Source organism: Paralimibaculum aggregatum, from assembly GCF_030270585.1.
Lineage (GTDB): Bacteria > Pseudomonadota > Alphaproteobacteria > Rhodobacterales > Rhodobacteraceae > Thermohalobaculum > Thermohalobaculum aggregatum.
Genome location: NZ_BSYI01000032.1, coordinates 42,150 through 57,234 on the forward strand (window position 1 = coordinate 42,150; position 15,085 = coordinate 57,234).

14 protein-coding genes are annotated in these 15,085 nt (G+C 74.5%); 9 read left to right on the forward strand and 5 right to left on the reverse strand.

Going from position 1 to position 15,085, the window contains the following annotated elements:
• Nucleotides 1-58 precede the first annotated feature (58 nt).
• Both QSJ97_RS17315 and QSJ97_RS17320 read right to left on the reverse strand, forming a co-directional pair.
• Nucleotides 59-1,987, reverse strand: coding sequence for an ABC transporter ATP-binding protein (locus QSJ97_RS17315; protein WP_285673257.1), 1,929 nt, complete (start codon nucleotides 1,985-1,987; stop codon nucleotides 59-61).
• A gap of 91 nt (nucleotides 1,988-2,078) precedes the next feature.
• Nucleotides 2,079-3,953 (reverse strand): ABC transporter ATP-binding protein, encoded by a 1,875-nt coding sequence (locus tag QSJ97_RS17320; RefSeq protein WP_285673258.1) that lies wholly within the window; start codon nucleotides 3,951-3,953, stop codon nucleotides 2,079-2,081.
• Nucleotides 3,954-4,350: 397 nt separating this feature from the next.
• On the opposite strand from QSJ97_RS17320, the gene hemF reads away from it, so the two are divergent.
• From hemF to QSJ97_RS17345, 5 genes are all read left to right on the forward strand, one after another.
• Complete coding sequence (hemF, locus tag QSJ97_RS17325) at nucleotides 4,351-5,256, forward strand: oxygen-dependent coproporphyrinogen oxidase (RefSeq protein ID WP_285673259.1); 906 nt, start codon at nucleotides 4,351-4,353, stop codon at nucleotides 5,254-5,256.
• Nucleotides 5,257-5,278: 22 nt separating this feature from the next.
• Nucleotides 5,279-6,031: an SDR family oxidoreductase gene (locus QSJ97_RS17330; protein WP_285673260.1), complete on the forward strand. Its 753-nt coding sequence runs from the start codon at nucleotides 5,279-5,281 to the stop codon at nucleotides 6,029-6,031.
• Nucleotides 6,032-6,246: 215 nt separating this feature from the next.
• Nucleotides 6,247-6,702 (forward strand): universal stress protein, encoded by a 456-nt coding sequence (locus QSJ97_RS17335; RefSeq protein WP_285673261.1) that lies wholly within the window; start codon nucleotides 6,247-6,249, stop codon nucleotides 6,700-6,702.
• 57 nt (nucleotides 6,703-6,759) lie between these two features.
• Nucleotides 6,760-7,449, forward strand: a complete 690-nt coding sequence (locus tag QSJ97_RS17340; protein ID WP_285673262.1) for a haloacid dehalogenase type II — start codon at nucleotides 6,760-6,762, stop codon at nucleotides 7,447-7,449.
• 155 nt (nucleotides 7,450-7,604) lie between these two features.
• Entirely contained in the window at nucleotides 7,605-8,627 is a 1,023-nt protein-coding gene (locus QSJ97_RS17345; RefSeq protein WP_285673263.1) for a threonine ammonia-lyase, read from the forward strand.
• Between the two features lie 54 nt (nucleotides 8,628-8,681).
• On the opposite strand, the gene modC is transcribed toward QSJ97_RS17345, so the two are convergent.
• From modC to modA, 3 genes are read right to left on the reverse strand one after another with little or no spacing between them, the layout of a single operon-like run.
• Nucleotides 8,682-9,854 (reverse strand): molybdenum ABC transporter ATP-binding protein, encoded by a 1,173-nt coding sequence (modC, locus tag QSJ97_RS17350; protein WP_285673264.1) that lies wholly within the window; start codon nucleotides 9,852-9,854, stop codon nucleotides 8,682-8,684.
• A complete protein-coding gene (modB, locus tag QSJ97_RS17355; RefSeq protein ID WP_285673265.1) occupies nucleotides 9,815-10,501 on the reverse strand; it encodes a molybdate ABC transporter permease subunit in 687 nt (228 codons plus the stop codon). The genes modC and modB overlap by 40 nt, the downstream gene beginning before the upstream one ends.
• Complete coding sequence (modA, locus tag QSJ97_RS17360; protein ID WP_285673266.1) at nucleotides 10,501-11,256, reverse strand: molybdate ABC transporter substrate-binding protein; 756 nt, start codon at nucleotides 11,254-11,256, stop codon at nucleotides 10,501-10,503. Before modA ends, modB begins: the two co-directional genes overlap by 1 nt.
• Before the next feature lie 303 nt (nucleotides 11,257-11,559).
• On the opposite strand from modA, the gene bcoG reads away from it, so the two are divergent.
• The 4 genes from bcoG (at nucleotide 11,560) to QSJ97_RS17380 (ending at nucleotide 15,041) form a co-directional block, all read left to right on the forward strand.
• The gene (gene bcoG, locus QSJ97_RS17365) at nucleotides 11,560-12,474 is read left to right on the forward strand and encodes a 3-dehydrocarnitine:acetyl-CoA trimethylamine transferase BcoG (protein WP_285673272.1); all 915 of its coding nucleotides are present in this window, start codon (nucleotides 11,560-11,562) and stop codon (nucleotides 12,472-12,474) included.
• A gap of 19 nt (nucleotides 12,475-12,493) precedes the next feature.
• Nucleotides 12,494-12,835, forward strand: coding sequence for a hypothetical protein (locus QSJ97_RS17370; protein ID WP_285673268.1), 342 nt, complete (start codon nucleotides 12,494-12,496; stop codon nucleotides 12,833-12,835).
• Nucleotides 12,836-13,096: 261 nt separating this feature from the next.
• Nucleotides 13,097-13,477, forward strand: a complete 381-nt coding sequence (locus tag QSJ97_RS17375) for a hypothetical protein (RefSeq protein WP_285673269.1) — start codon at nucleotides 13,097-13,099, stop codon at nucleotides 13,475-13,477.
• 46 nt (nucleotides 13,478-13,523) lie between these two features.
• The gene (locus tag QSJ97_RS17380) at nucleotides 13,524-15,041 is read left to right on the forward strand and encodes a carnitine 3-dehydrogenase (RefSeq protein WP_285673270.1); all 1,518 of its coding nucleotides are present in this window, start codon (nucleotides 13,524-13,526) and stop codon (nucleotides 15,039-15,041) included.
• Nucleotides 15,042-15,085 lie beyond the last annotated feature (44 nt).

The window sequence follows — 15,085 nt, forward strand, 5'->3', positions numbered from 1 at the left end:
CCCCAGACCCGGCCCCGGCCCCGGCCCCGGCGCCCGAGCCGCCGCCCGGCCCGACGCCTCAGGCGGCCGGGGCGTCGGCCAGGAAGCCGCCGGACTGGTGCGCCCAGAGCCGGGCATAGAGCCCGTCCCGCGCCAGCAGGCCCTCATGGCTGCCTTCCTCGGCGATGCGGCCGTCGTCGAGCACCACGATGCGGTCCATGCGCTGGATCGTCGAGAGCCGGTGCGCGATGGCGATCACCGTGCGGCCCTGCATCAGCTCGCCGAGCACCGCCTGGATCTCCGCCTCGACCTCGGAATCGAGCGCCGAGGTGGCCTCGTCGAGCGCCAGGATCGGCGCCCCCTTGAGGATCGCGCGGGCGAGCGCGATGCGCTGGCGCTGGCCGCCGGAGAGCTTGACCCCGTCCTCGCCGAGATGCGCGTCATAGCCGCTGCGGCCCTTGCGGTCGCGCAGCCCGAGGATGAATTCGTGGGCATGGGCCTGCTTCGCCGCCGCGATCGCCGCGGCGCGGCCGGCATCCGGGCGGCCGTAGAGGATGTTGGCCAGCGCCGAGCGGTTGAACATCGCCGGCTCCTGGGTGACGGTGGCGACCTGCCGGCGCAGCCCGTCCTGGGTCAGCCCGCGGATGTCGCGCCCGTCGAGGGTGATGCGCCCCGCCTCGACATCGTGCAGCCGGAGCAACAGCTTGAGCGCGGTGGACTTGCCGGCGCCGGAGGGCCCGACCAGCCCGACGCGCTCGCCGGGGCGGATCGCGAGGTCGAGCCGGTCGAGCCCGCCGCCGCCCTCGCGGCCATACTGGAAGCGCACGCCCTCGAAGCGGATCGCGCCGCGCACCGGCGGCGGGTCCTCGGCATCCGGCGCGTCGGTGATGTCGTGCGGCGGCGCCAGGGTGCGCATGCCGTCCTCGACGACGCCGACATTGCTGAAGATCCCCATCGCGGTGAACGAGATCCAGCCGGACATCTGGCTCAGCCGGGTCGAGAGCAGGCCGGCCATGGCGAGGATGCCGGGGCCGGCGCCGCCGCCGCTCCAGATCCACAGCGCCGCGCCCACCAGCAGCACCGGCAGCGCCGAGGCCAGCGTCGCCAGCCGCACCCGGAACAGCCAGGCGATGCGGCCGAAGGCGAGCGCCGCGCCGCGCATCCGGGCCAGCGCCTGCCGCGCCGCGGCCTTCTCGCGGCCGGCATGGGCGAAGAGCTTCACCGTGGTCATGTGGCTGAGCGAATCGACCAGCTGCCCGGAGAGCCCGGCGCGCGCCTCGGCCCGCGCCCTGGCGGCCGCCCGCACCCGCGGCAGGTAGTGGCTCACCAGCCAGAGATAGGCGGCGAACCAGAGCCCGAGCACCAGCGCGAGGCGCGGATCGGCGGCGGCCAGCACCACCGCCGAGCCGATCACCGCGGCGATGCCGAAGGAGATCGCGTGGATCGTCTCGACCAGCGCATCGGCCATCGCCATCGCCGACTGCGTCTCCTTCTGCGCGATGCGGCCGGCGAAATCGTCCTCGAAGAAGCTCATCGCCTGGCCCAGCGTGTGCCCGTGCAGCCGCCAGACGCCGAGATGGAACAGCCCCGGCATCAGCGAGCGGCTGGCATAGCCGGCGGTCACCGCCATCAGCGCCGGGCGCAGCACCAGGAAGAAGCCGGCGATGGCGGCGAGCCAGGGCCAGTCGGCGGCGAACATCGCGGCCGGGCTCTCGGCGGCGGCGGCGCGGTCGACCACCCAGCCGATCATCCAGGCCACCGCGGCCTCGGCGAAGCCGAGCACGACGGTCGCCGCCAGCAGCGCCCAGACCGCCGGCCCGGCGCCGCGCAGCAGCCAGGACATGAAGGGCCAGAGCCGCTCCGGCGGCGGGCCGTCGGCCTCGGCATAGGGATCGAAGGCGCGCTCGAAGCCGCGCTCCTCCTCCGGCCCGACCGGGGGCGGCGGCGCGTGGCGCCGGGGCTTCGCCGCGGCCCCGGGCCGCCCGGCCGGTTCGGTGGTCTCGGTCATGCTTCGTCCTTTCCGTCGGCGCCCCAGGGGAGATAGGGCGCGCCGGGGCGGAACCGAACCCCGGCGCTCCGGCCGGCCCCGGCGGCGGGGCCTATTCGGCGGCGGGCTCGGCCTCCAGGTCGGCCGCCAGGAAGCCGCCGGACTGGCGCTTCCAGAGCCGCGCATAGAGCCCGCCGGTCTCGAGCAGCGCCTCGTGGCTGCCCTCCTCGATGATCCGCCCGCGGTCGAGCACCACGATCCGGTCCATGCTCTGGATCGTCGAGAGCCGGTGCGCGATGGCGACCACGGTCTTGCCCGCCATCAGGTCCGCCATGGCCTCCTGGATCGCCGCCTCGACCTCCGAATCGAGCGCCGAGGTGGCCTCGTCGAGGATCAGGATCGGCGCGTTCTTCAGCACCGCCCGGGCCAGCGCGATGCGCTGGCGCTGGCCGCCGGAGAGCCGCACGCCGCGCTCGCCGACATGGGCGTCGAGCCCGCGCCGGCCCTCGCGGTCGACCAGGCCGGGGATGAACTCGTCGGCATGCACCTTGGCGGCGGCCTCCCAGAGCTCGGCCTCGGTGGCCTCGGGCCGGCCATAGGCGATGTTGTCGCGGATCGAGCGGTGCAGCAGCGCGGTGTCCTGGGTGACCATGGAGATCTGCCGGCGCACGCTGTCCTGCTGGCAATCGGCGAGGTCCTGCCCGTCGATCAGCACGCGGCCGTCATCCGGGTCGAAGAAGCGCAGCGCCAGGTTCACCAGGGTCGACTTGCCGGCGCCGGAGCGGCCGACCAGGCCGACCCGCTCGCCGCCGCGGATGGTCAGCGAGACATCCGCGACGCCGCCGGCACCGCCGGTCTCGCGCCGGTCGCGGCCATACTGGTGGGTGACGTGGTCGAAGCGGATCTCGCCGCGCTCGAGCTTCAGCGCCGGGGCGCCGGGGCGGTCCTTCAGCCCGAGCGGCTTGGAGACCATCTCCATGCCCTCCTGCACCGTGCCGATGTTCTGGAACAGCATCGAGAGCGACCACATGATCCACTCGACCATGCCCGAGAGCCGCATCACCAGCGCCGAGGCCGCCGCGATCGGGCCGACCGAGATCGCCCCCAGCGACCAGAGCCAGACACCATAGCCCACCACCCCGCCGATCAGCAGGATCGAGAGCGCCGAGAGCCAGATGTTGAGCCAGGTGTAGAGCCGGGTCTGGGCGTGGAACACCCAGCGGAACGCCTCCATCGCCTCGCGGGCATATTCCTCCTCGCGCTCGGCATGGGCGAAGAGCTTCACCGTCTGGATGTTGGTGTAGCTGTCGACGATGCGGCCGGCGAGATCCGAGCGCGCCTCGGCCACCGCCTTGCCGGCACGGGTGATGCGCGGCACGAACCACACCGCCACCGCCACGGTTCCGGCGAACCAGAGCGCCAGCGGCGCCACCAGCCTCAGGTCGGTCTCGGCGAGGATCACCGCGGCGCCGAGCAGGTAGACCCCGGCATACCACATCTCCTGCGCCAGCTGGTGCGTCGCGTCGTTGAGCGAGGGCGCGAGCTGGAGCTGCTTGTTGGCGACCCGCCCGGCGAAATCGTCGGAGAAGAACGAGAGCGACTGGCGCAGCATCTTGCGATGGGTGCGCCAGCGCACCAGCGCGCCCATCGGCGCGTAGTAGCCCTGCCCGGAGACGAAGGACTCGACGATCACCGAGAGCGGGCGCACCAGGATCACCACCGCGATCATCACCAGCAGCGTGTCGCCGTGGTCCTGCCACAGCCGGTCCGGCTGCGCCTCGGTCAGGATGTCGACGAGCTGGCCGGCGAAGCGCAGCAGCAGCGCCTCGGAGATCGCGAAGATCAGGCCGAGCACCATGCTCGCCAGCAGCACCCAGCGCGCCGGGTAGAGGAAGCGCCGACAGAACGGAATCAGCCGGTTCGGGATCTCTGCGGTTTCGTCATAGGGCTGATAGGGATCGATCAGCGTCTCGAAAAAGCGGAACATGCCAACCTCGCAAGTGTTGGGTGCGATATAGGGTCGTTCATGGGAAATGGGCAGGCCGAAGGGCCCGGCCCGGTCAGGCGGGGGAGGAGCGCGCTGGGCGGCACGGGGCCGGGCTCAGCGGATGCGGACAGCGATCTCCATGCGGACCTCCCGGGCGAGCCTCTGCGAGGCAGCGTGTGAGAGTTGCTGTACACCATGCCGGCGATTCTGTCGAGCCCCGAAGCCGGGCGCGGCGCCGGGCGCGGAGATGGCCCCGGAGCCGGCCGCGGAGTTGGCTCCGGAGCCAGCCCCGGAGCCGGGCGCGGGGGCGGCCCCTCCGGCGGCTGGCGGGCCGCTTGGCGGGCGCGGCCCCGGCGCGCTAGAGAGAGGGCAGGCGAGGCGGCAGGGAGCGAGCGAGATGGCCGAGAACGCAGCGGCGGAGATGGCCGCCGAGAAGGCGCAGGCGGCAGCCTGGTTCAGCGAGCTGCGCGACCTGATCTGCGCCGCCTTCGAGAGCCTCGAGGACGAGCAGCGGAGCGGGCCGCATGCCGGTCTCCCCCCCGGCCGCTTCGAGCGGAAGGAGACCCGCCGCGCCGGCGAGGGCGCGGGCGACCAGGGCGGCGGGGTGATGAGCGTGATGCGCGGCGGCCGGGTCTTCGAGAAGGTCGGCGTCAACGTCTCGGAGGTCTACGGCGCGCTCGGCGCGCAGGCGCAGAAGAGCCTGACCGCGCGCCGGGAGATCCCCGGGCTGGCCGGCGACCCGCGCTTCTGGGCCTCCGGGATCTCGCTGGTGGCGCATATGCGCTCGCCGAAATGCCCGGCGGTGCACATGAACACGCGGATGTTCTGGACCCCCTGGTGCTGGTGGTTCGGCGGCGGCGCCGATCTCAACCCGATGGTCGAGGAGCCCGAGGACACCGCCTTCTTCCATGCCCGCCTGCGCGCGGCCTGCGACCGCCACGCGCCGGACTACTACCCCCGCTTCAAGGCCTGGGCGGACGAGTATTTCTTCATCCGCCACCGCGGCGAGGCGCGCGGCGTCGGCGGCATCTTCTACGACGATCTCTGCACCGGCGACTGGGCGGCGGATTTCGCCTTCACCCGCGATGTCGGCCGGGCCTTCCTCGACGCCTTCCTGCCGATCACCGAGCGCCGCCGCGACGCGCCCTGGAGCGAGGCCGACCGCGCGCACCAGCTCGTCCGCCGCGGGCTCTATGCCGAGTTCAACCTGGTCTATGACCGCGGCACCCGCTTCGGGCTCGAGACCGGGCACAACCCCGAGGCGGTGCTGATGAGCCTGCCTCCCGTCGCCACCTGGCCCTGACGCCGCCACGAGGAGATCCAAGATGAGCACCCCAACCCTGCCCCTCGCGGGGCGTCACGCGATCGTGACCGGCGCCTCCTCCGGCATCGGCGCCGCCACCGTGCGGGCGCTGGCCGGCGCCGGCGCCGCGGTCACCGCGCTCGCCCGCCGCGCCGATCGGCTCGAGGCGCTGGCCGCGGAGACCGGCTGCACGCCGCTGGCCTGCGACATCCGCGACGGCACCGCGCTGGAGGCGGCGCTGGCGCCGCTGGCGCCGGACATCCTGGTCAACAATGCCGGCCTCGGCGCCGGCATCTCGGGGCTGATGGGCGCCTCGCGCGCCGAGATCGCGCAGACCATCGACACCAATGTCACCGCGCTGCTCGACACGCTGCGCATCCTGCTGCCGGGGATGGCGGCGCGGCGCCGCGGCCATGTGGTGAACATCGGCTCGGTGGCCGGGCTCTACCCGATCCTGTCGGCGGTCTATGGCGGCTCCAAGGGGGCGGTGCGGCTGATCTCGCAGAACCTGCGGCTCGAGCTCGCCGATACCGGCATCCGCGTCACCGAGATCTGCCCGGGGCGCGTGACCACCGAGTTCTACGACGCCTCGGTGCCCGACCCGGCCGCCCGCGCCGCGCTGAAGGACACCGGCATCCGCGAGCTCGACCCGGAGGACATCGCCGCGGCGATCCTCTATGCGACCAGCGCGCCGGAGCATGTCAACATCTCGACCATCGAGCTGCAGCCGCGCGGGCAGGCCTATGGCGGGGTGCGCTTCAACCGGGACATCTGAGGCCCGCCGGCGCCCCGCGGCTCCCCGAGAGGCCGCCGCCCTGCCAGCCCCCCGGCCCGCCTCCCCGCACCGCACCGGCGCCGCACCGTGGCCGCACCGGGGCCGCGCGCCGTTCCGGCCGCCGCGCGATGTGCGACGGGCTTGCGCGCGGGCGCGGGGCGCGTCATGGTCTGGGCTTGTCCGAGGCCGATCGGGCGGCGACCGGGGAGGACCGTTTGCGCAAGTTCATGGTGGTGGTCGACGAGACCCCGGAATGCGCCCAGGCGATGCGGTTCGCCGCGCGCCGGGCGCAGAAGACACAGGGTCTCGTCACCATGCTCTACGTGATCCCGCCCGACGATTTCCAGCACTGGATGGGCGTGGCCGAGGTGATGCGCGCCGAGGCGCGGGAGATGGCCGAGGCGCGGCTCTCCGATCTCGCCGAGGAGCTGCGCGCGCTGACCGGGCTGACGCCGGAATTCGACATCCGCGAGGGCAAGCCGGTGGAGGCGGTGCTGGCACAGATCGAGGCCGACCCGGATATCGGCGTGCTGGTGCTCGGTGCCGGCCAGGAGGACGGCCCCGGCCCGATCATCACCCAGCTGGTGAACAAGATGGCCGGCAAGCTGCCGATCCCGGTGACCATCGTGCCCGGCGGGCTCACCATGCAGCAGATCGACAACGTCTGCTGAACCTTTCCGGGGCAGCCGAGGCGCCTGCCCCGCACCGGCCATCCGAGGGAGACGACCATGGCAATCTCGATCTGCGTCTTCGACGCCTATGGCACGCTGTTCGACGTGGGCTCGGCGGCGCGCCGGGCCGCGGAGGAGCCGGGCCGGGAGGCCTTTGCCGCGCGCTGGCAGGCGCTGGCCGAGCTCTGGCGCCAGAAGCAGCTGCAATACACCTGGCTGCGCGCCGCCACCGGGGTCCATTCCGATTTCTGGCGCGTCACGCAGGACGGGCTCGACTATGCGCTCGAGGTCGAGGGGCTGGCCGGCGACGCCGACCTGCGCGCCCGGCTGCTGCAGCTCTACTGGGAGCTCGAGGCCTATCCCGAGGTGCCGGCGATGCTCGAGGCGCTGAAGGCCGAGGGGCTGGCCACCGCGATCCTGTCCAACGGCAGCCCGGCGATGCTCGAGGCGGCGGTCGGCAGCGCCGGCATCGGCGACCGGCTCGACGCGGTGATCTCCGCCGAGAGCTGCGGCGTGTTCAAGCCGGACTACCGGGTCTACGATCTCGTCGGCCACCGTTTCGGCGTGGCGGCGCGGGAGGTGCTGTTCGTCTCCTCCAACGGCTGGGACGCCTGGGGCGCCACCGCCTACGGCTTCCGCACCGTCTGGGTGAACCGCCGCGGCGAGCCGCTCGACCGGCTGACGATGCCGCCGGAGCGGGTGACCGGCGATCTCGCGGCGCTGCCGGGCATCGCGGCGGAGCTCTGAGGCGGGGCCTTTCCGGCCATGGCTGCCTTGCGGCCGGTTTTCGGCTATCCTAGAAGCCTTCGCGCCGGCACGGCTATCCCGCCGCAACCCCTGGCCCGGCACCGCCCAGTGCGGACCGGGCGGCCAGGGGTGCCGACGCCAGTGGAGGAGTGTTCATGCGCCTTATGGACAGCAGCGAGGCGATCACCATCAAGGATGTCCGTTCGGCCCGCAGGCGGCTCGAGGGCTCGGCGCGCGTGACGCCGCTGCTCGAGGACCCGCATCTCAACGCGATCGCCGGCCGCCGCGTGCTGGTCAAGGCGGAATGCCTGCAGCGCACCGGCGCCTTCAAGTTCCGCGGCGCCTGGTCGGCGCTGACCGCGCTCGGCGAGGGCGCACGCGAGCGCGGCGTGATCACCTATTCGAGCGGCAACCACGCCCAGGGCATCGCCCATGCGGCGGAGGAGCTCGGCATCCCCGCGACCATCGTGATGCCCGACGACGCGCCGGCGCTGAAGCTCGCCAACACCCGCGGCTATGGCGCCGAGGTGGTGCTCTATGACCGCGCCGGCGGCCAGAGCCGCGAGGAGATCGGCAACCGGCTGGCCGAGGCGCGCGGGCTGACGCCGGTGCTGCCCTATGACGAGCCGCTGGTGATCGCCGGGCAGGGCACCGCCGGGCTCGAGATCGCCGGCCAGGCCCGCGCCATGGGCGTGACCAAGGCGGAGGTGCTGGTCTGCTGCGGCGGCGGCGGGCTCTCGGCCGGCATGGCGGTGGCGCTGGCCGCCGAGGCGCCGGGGCTGCGCGTGCGCACGGTGGAGCCCGCGGGCTTCGACGACACGGCGCGCTCGCTCGCCGCCGGCGAGCGGCTCGGCAACGAGCCCGGGGCCAGCTCGATCTGCGACGCGATCCTCACCCCGATGCCGGGGGAGCTGACCTTCCCGATCCTGTCGCGGCTGGCCGGGCCGGGGCTGGCGGTGACCGACGACGAGGTGCTGCGCACGATGGGCCTCGCCTTCCAGCGGCTGAAGCTGGTGACCGAGCCCGGCGGCGCGGTGGCGCTGGCGGCGGCGCTGTTCCACGGCGCCGAGCTTGCCGACGGCCCGGTGGTGGCGCTGATCTCCGGCGGCAATGTCGACACGGCGATGTTCCGCCGGGCGCTCGACATGCTGGATGCGGCGGAGCCCGGCGCCGCCTGAGCCCTGCCAGCGCGGGGCCAGTGCGGGTCGGGGCCAGTGTGGGGCGGTGCCGGGCTAGCCCGCCCGGCCGCGCGCCCCGCTGCCGGAGGCGCGCGCGATGCTCACCGTCTTGATCACCGCCCAGACCATGCGGCCGGGGGCGAGGCCGAGCTCGGCCACCGCGGCCTGCGTGATCCGCGCGAGGATCGGCGTGCCGGCGCAGTCGAGCCGGATATCGGCATAGGGGCCGTCCTCGGCGCGGATCTCGGCGATCCGCACCGCGAGGATGTTGCGCGCGCTGAGCCCCTGCGGCCGCTGCACCGCCAGCAGCACGTCGCGCGCCCGGACCCGCAGGCGCACCGGCGTGCCCGGCGCGGCGGCGATGCGCGGCACCAGCAGCCGCCCGCCGGCAAAGCCCACCGCGGACAGCTGCATGCCGGCATCGGCCGCCTCGACCCGCCCCGCGATCACCGCGCCGGCCTCGAAGCGCCCGGTGAGCGGGAACAGATCGAGCCGCGCCATGATCTCCTCCACCGAGCCGGTCGCCGCCACCCGGCCGGCATTCAGCACCACCATGCGGTCGGCCAGCCGCGTCACCTCGTCGAGCGAGTGGCTGATATGCAGGATCGGCACCCCGGTCTCGTCGCGCAGCCGCTCGAGATAGGGCAGGATCTCCGCCTTGCGCCCGGCATCGAGGGCGGCCAGCGGCTCGTCGAGCAGCATCAGCCGCGGCCCGGACATCAGCGCCCGGCCGAGCGCCACGCGGCTGCGCTCGCCGCCCGAGAGCCCGGCCGGGCGGCGCGCCAGCAGCCCGCCGATGCCGAGCATCTCGACGATGCGGCCGCGCTCCGCCGCGCCCGGCGCGCGGGGGGAGCGGCGCGCGCCATAGTCGAGATTGGCCGCCACGGTCAGGTGCGGGAACAGCCGCGCCTCCTGGAAGACATAGCCGATGCCGCGGCGCCGCGGCGGCAGGTGGCGCCGGCGCGCGGCGTCGAACAGCACCTCCTCGCCGAGCGCGATCCGCCCGGCATCCGGGCGCAGCAGCCCGGCCACCGCATTGGCGCAGCTGGTCTTGCCCGAGCCCGAGGGGCCGAACAGCGCCGTCACCCCCTCGGCCGGCGCCTCGAAGCGGATGTCGAGCGCGAAGGCGCCGCCGCGGCCCGGGCTGCGGGCCAGCGCATGGGCGATCTCGACCGAGAGCCCGCCGCTCATGGCGCGGTCAGCCGCCGCGCCCGCGCCGCCAGCCATTCCGCCAGCCCGAGCCCGGCGAAGGCCAGCGCGATCGACAGCGCCGCCAGCCGCGCCGCCGCCGCCTCGCCGCCGGGCGACTGGATCGCGGTGTAGATCGCCAGCGGCAGGGTGCGGGTCTCGCCGGGGATGTTGGAGACGAAGGTGATGATCGCGCCGAACTCGCCGAGCGCCGCGGCGAAGGCGGTCATCGCGCCGGCGAGGATGCCCGGCAGCGCCAGCGGCAGCGTCACGCTGACGAAGCGGTCGAGCGGCCCGGCCCCCAGCGTCTCGGCGGCCTGCATCAGGCCGGGGTCCACCGCCTCCAGCGCCAGCCGGATCGCGCGCACCTGGAACGGCAGGGTGACGATCCCCGCCGCCAGCGCCGCGCCCTCCCAGGTGAACACCAGCCGGATGCCGAAGCTCTCCAGCAGCCAGGCGCCGAGCGGCGCCCTTGTGCCGAGCGCCACCAGCAGCAGATAGCCCATCACCACCGGCGGCAGCACCAGCGGCAGATGCACCAGCCCGTTGAGCAGCCCGCGCCCGGGAAAGCCCGGCCGCGCCAGCAGCAGCCCGAGCCCGAGCGCGAACGGAAAGGCGCCGAGCACCGCGACGCCCGAGACCCGCAGGCTGAGCAGCAGCGCCTCGGTTTCCTCGGGCGTCAGCATCAGGGCAGCGCCAGCCCGTGGCGGGCCAGCGCGGCGCGCGCCGCGGCGCCGGAGAGCCGCTCGAGGAAGGCGCGCGCGGCGGCGCCGTCGCGCCCGGCGACGATCGCCGCGGGGTAGCGGATCGGCGGGTGGCTGTCCGCCGGCATCTCGGCCAGCACGGCGAGATCCGGCGCCACCAGCGCGTCGCTGGCATAGACGATGCCGAGCGGCGTCTCGCCGCGGGCGACGAGGGCGAGCGCGGCGCGGGTGTTGTCGGCGCGGGCGAGGCGCGGGGCGAGCCGGTCCCAGAGCCCGAGATGCTCGAGCGCGGCGCGGGCATAGATCCCGGCCGGCACATGGTCCGGGTCGCCGAGCGCGATGCGCCCCGTGGCGGCGGCCAGCAGCGCGGCCGCCGGGGCCGGGGCGGTGCCCGCCGGTCCGACCAGCACGAGCCGGTTGCCGGCGATGTCGCGGCGCGTGCCGGGGGCGAGCAGGCCCTTCGCCTCGAGCCGGTCCATCCAGCGGGCATTGGCGGACAGGAAGAGATCGGCCGGGGCGCCGGCCTCGATCTGCCGCGCCAGCGTCGAGGAGGCGGCGAAGGCGAGGCGCGGGCGCCGGCCGGTCTCGGCGGCATGGGCGGCGGCGATCTCCTCGAGCGCATCGGTGAGGCTCGCGGCGGCGAAGACGGTGAGCGGCTCGGCGCCGCGGGCGGGGAGCAGGGCCGAGAGGGCCGGCGGCAGCGCCAGCAGGGCGGCGAGCAGGGATCGGCGGCGCATGGTCGTGAGGCTCCGGGCGGGCGGCGTCGCCCCCGTTGTCGGGCAGGACGGCGCCCCGCGCAAGGGGCTCGGGCGGCTGGCCGGGGCGGGAGCGCCGGCCCCCGATCGCGCCCCTTGCGCGGCGGAACGCACGGCGCGCCCGTGCCGGCTCCGGCGGCCCCGGTTGCCGCGCCCGCTACGGCGGCGACGCTTTCGGCACACGGAGCGACGCTGGGGCTCGCGCGGGAGGCCGCCGGCCTGCTATCCGACGGAGGTGCGCGCCGGGGGCACCCGGCCGATATCCGGATGAAGGGGAACGACACCATGCCGCTCGAGATGAATCGCGAGGTCTTCATCACCTGTGCGCTGACCGGCTCCGGCGGGACGCAGGACAAGAGCCGCCACGTGCCGCGCTCGCCGAAGGAGATCGCCGCCAGCGCGGTGGCCGCCGCGAAGGCCGGCGCCGCGGTGGTGCATGCCCATGTGCGCGACCCCGAGACCGGCAAGCCCTCGAGGGACCTGGCGCTCTACCGCGAGGTCACCGAGCGGGTCCGCGAGGCCGAGATCGACATGGTGCTGAACCTGACCGCCGGGATGGGCGGCGACATGGTCTTTGCCGGCGCCGAGGCGCCGCTGCCGCTGGCCGCCGGCACCGACATGATCGGCGCGGCGGAGCGCGTGGCGCATGTCGTCGCCTGCCGGCCGGAGATCTGCACGCTGGACTGCGGCACGATGAACTTCGCCGAGGCCGACTACGTGATGACCAACACGCCGGGCATGCTGCGCGCCATGGCCGGGCTGATGACCGAGGCCGGGGTGCGGATCGAGATCGAGGCCTTCGACACCGGCCATCTCTGGCTCGCGAAACAGCTGGTCAAGGAAGGCGTGATCCCCGAGCCGGTGCTGGTGCAGCTCTGCATGGGGGTGCCCTGGGGCGCGCCGGACGATCTCAACACGCTGATGGCGATGGTCAACAACGTGCCGGCGGGCTGGACCTATTCGGCCTTCTCGATCGGGCGCAACGAGATGCCCTATGTCGCCGCGGCGGTGCTGGCGGGCGGCAATGTGCGGGTCGGGCTCGAGGACAACCTCTATCTCGACCGCGGCGTGCTGGCGACCAACGAGGCGCTGGTGGAGCGCGCGGCGGGCATCGTCGAGCGCATGGGCGCCCGGGTGATCGGGCCGGATGCGGTGCGCGCGCGGCTGCAGCTCGAGAAGCGGGCGCCGCTGGCGGCCTGAGGCGCGGGGAGGCCGGGCGATGATCACCGAGGACTGGCTGCTGACCTGGGCGCTGATGGTGGCGGCGACCGGGCTCTTCGCGCTGCCGGCGCTGTTCGCGCCGCCCTGGGGCTGGCTGCTCGCGGTGGCGGCGCTGGAGCTCGGGGCGCTGCTCTGGCTGCGCGCCGAGGCGGCGGCGGCAATGCGGATGCTCGATGCGGGGGTCATCCGCCTGGCCGCGGAGCTCGGCGCGACGGGGCTGGCGATCGGGGTGCTGGGCGCGATGGCGCGGCGCTTCCTGCCCGGATCGCGGCGCCGGGCGGTCGCGGCGGCGATCGCGGCGGTGCTGCTGCTGCCGGCGCTGATGCTGGCCGGGCACTGAAGCGCGCGGCGGGCGGGCCGCCGGGGGCATCGAGCCCCCGCCGGCCCGGCGGCGCCGGGGCGCCGCGGCGCCCGGTGGCACCGTCGGGTGCGGCGGGGCCGGGCAGGACCGGTCGGGACGTGGGCCTGAGGAGACGGGACCGGAGGAGACGGGACCGGAGGAGACGGGGGCCGGAGGAGACGGGACCGGACGGCCACGACGGGGCCGGAGCAGACCGGGCGGGACGGGCCCGGCCGGGCAGGCGGACAGAGGGAGGATGCGATGCGGGATGCGATGCTGCGCGCGGCGGCGGCGCTGGGGATCGGGCTGGGGATCGGGCTGGCGGGCTGGCTGGCGGCGGCGGCGCCGGCCGGGGCACGCGAGCCCTGGGAGGGCACCTGGGTGATCGGCGGCGGCGACTGCGCCGCGCCCGGCGAGGCGGTGCTGGAGCTCACCGCCTCCGGCATGAGCTTCCACGAGAGCTTCTGCCGCTTCGCCGCGGTCGCGCCGGCGGGCGTCGAGGGCGCCTGGGCGGTTGAGGCGGTCTGCGAGGGCGAGGGCGAGCGCTGGACCCGGCGGCTGCTCCTGCTGCTGCATGGCGAGCACTGGAACGCGCTGACGCTCTACGAGGGCGATTTCACGAGTTATGACCGCTGCGGCTGAGCGGCGGGCGGGAGCCATGCACGAGCATGCACAAGGGAGACGACCCATGACGGGGCCCAGGACCGGGATTGCACGCGCCGCCATCATCGGCGGCGGCGTGATCGGGGGCGGCTGGCTCGCCCGGCTGATCGAGAACGGCATTCCCTGCCGCATCCACGACCCGGATCCGGAGGCGCGGCGCAAGCTCGAGGCGGTGCTGGCGGCGGCCGACCGGGCCTATGGCAAGCTGACCATGACGCCGCGCGTCGCGCGCGCCGGCTGGGAACTGGCGGGCTCGGCGGCCGAGGCGGCGGCGGGCGCGGATCTCGTGATAGAGGCGGTGCCGGAGCGGCTCGAGATCAAGCGCCGGGTCTATGCCGAGATCGAGACGGTGAACGCGGCGGGGGTGATCGCCTCCTCGACCTCGGGCATCCTGCCGACCGAGCTGCAGGCGGAGATGGCCAATCCCGGCCGGCTGATCGTGGCGCATCCGTTCAACCCGGTCTACCTGCTGCCGCTGGTCGAGCTGGTGGCGGGCGCGGAGACCGACCCGGCGAAGATCGACTGGGCGAAGGAGGTCTTCGCCGGGCTCGGCATGCATCCGCTGCACTGCCGGGTCGAGGTGCCGGGCTTCCTCTCGGACCGGCTGCAGGAGGCGCTCTGGCGCGAGGCGCTCTGGCTGCTGCATGACGGCGCGGCGACGGCGGAGGAGCTCGACGCCGCGATCGCCTATGGGCCGGGCCTGCGCTGGGCGCAGATGGGCACGATGCAGACCTTCCATCTGGCCGGCGGCGAGGGCGGCATGCGGGCGATGCTGGCGATGTTCGGCCCCTGCCTGAAATGGCCCTGGACCAAGCTGATGGAGGTGCCGGAGCTGACGCCGGAATTCGTCGACCGGGTCGGGGCGCAGTGCGAGGCGCAGGCGGCGGGGCTCTCGCCGCGCGAGCTCGAGCGGATCCGCGACGACAACCTGGTGGCGATCCTGCAGGCGCTGAAGGCCAATGACTGGGGTGCCGGCCGGGTGCTGGCGGCCTATGAGCGGGCGCAGGCCGATCGCGGCGCCGCGGCCGGCACGGGCGGGACCGGCGGGTCGGACGATGCCGGCGATGCGCCGCCCGCCGGGCCGGTGCGCACGCTGGCGCGGGCGGTGCCGCCGGACTGGACCGACTACAACAACCACATGAACGAGAGCCGGTACCTGCAGGCCTTCTGCGACGCCACCGACGCGCTGATGCGGCTGATCGGGGCGGATGCCGACTACATCGCCGGCGGCCAGAGCTATTTCACGGCGGAGACGCATATCCGGCATCTCGACGAGGTGGCGGCGCTGGAGCCGATCACGGTGGACACGCAGGTGCTGGGCGGCGCGGGCCGGAAGCTGCATCTCTTCCACGAGATGCGCCACGGCCGCGACGGGCGGCTGCTGGCCACCGGCGAGCACATGCTGATCCATGTCGATCTCGCGACCCGGGCGGCGAGCCTGCCGGGGCCGGCGGTGGCGGCGCGGCTGGCGGTGCTGGCGGAGGCCCATGCCGGGCTGGAGCGGCCCGAGGGGGTCGGCCGCGCGGTGGGGCAGAAGCGATGACGCGGGGGGCGAGGGCCGGCATGACCGGCATGGCCGGGTGCCCG

What these genes read in the sequence shown, in the direction of transcription:
- QSJ97_RS17380 (WP_285673270.1), top strand. Translation starts at nt 13,524, where the DNA reads ATGACGGGGCCCAGGACCGGGATTGCACGCGCCGCCATCATCGGCGGC.
- QSJ97_RS17340 (WP_285673262.1), top strand. Translation starts at nt 6,760, where the DNA reads ATGGCAATCTCGATCTGCGTCTTCGACGCCTATGGCACGCTGTTCGAC.
- QSJ97_RS17330 (WP_285673260.1), top strand. Translation starts at nt 5,279, where the DNA reads ATGAGCACCCCAACCCTGCCCCTCGCGGGGCGTCACGCGATCGTGACC.
- bcoG (WP_285673272.1), top strand. Translation starts at nt 11,560, where the DNA reads ATGCCGCTCGAGATGAATCGCGAGGTCTTCATCACCTGTGCGCTGACC.
- modB (WP_285673265.1), bottom strand. Translation starts at nt 10,501, where the DNA reads ATGCTGACGCCCGAGGAAACCGAGGCGCTGCTGCTCAGCCTGCGGGTC.
- QSJ97_RS17370 (WP_285673268.1), top strand. Translation starts at nt 12,494, where the DNA reads ATGATCACCGAGGACTGGCTGCTGACCTGGGCGCTGATGGTGGCGGCG.
- modA (WP_285673266.1), bottom strand. Translation starts at nt 11,256, where the DNA reads ATGCGCCGCCGATCCCTGCTCGCCGCCCTGCTGGCGCTGCCGCCGGCC.
- QSJ97_RS17375 (WP_285673269.1), top strand. Translation starts at nt 13,097, where the DNA reads ATGCGGGATGCGATGCTGCGCGCGGCGGCGGCGCTGGGGATCGGGCTG.
- QSJ97_RS17320 (WP_285673258.1), bottom strand. Translation starts at nt 3,953, where the DNA reads ATGTTCCGCTTTTTCGAGACGCTGATCGATCCCTATCAGCCCTATGAC.
- hemF (WP_285673259.1), top strand. Translation starts at nt 4,351, where the DNA reads ATGGCCGAGAACGCAGCGGCGGAGATGGCCGCCGAGAAGGCGCAGGCG.
- QSJ97_RS17345 (WP_285673263.1), top strand. Translation starts at nt 7,605, where the DNA reads ATGCGCCTTATGGACAGCAGCGAGGCGATCACCATCAAGGATGTCCGT.
- modC (WP_285673264.1), bottom strand. Translation starts at nt 9,854, where the DNA reads ATGGCTGGCGGCGCGGGCGCGGCGGCTGACCGCGCCATGAGCGGCGGG.
- QSJ97_RS17315 (WP_285673257.1), bottom strand. Translation starts at nt 1,987, where the DNA reads ATGACCGAGACCACCGAACCGGCCGGGCGGCCCGGGGCCGCGGCGAAG.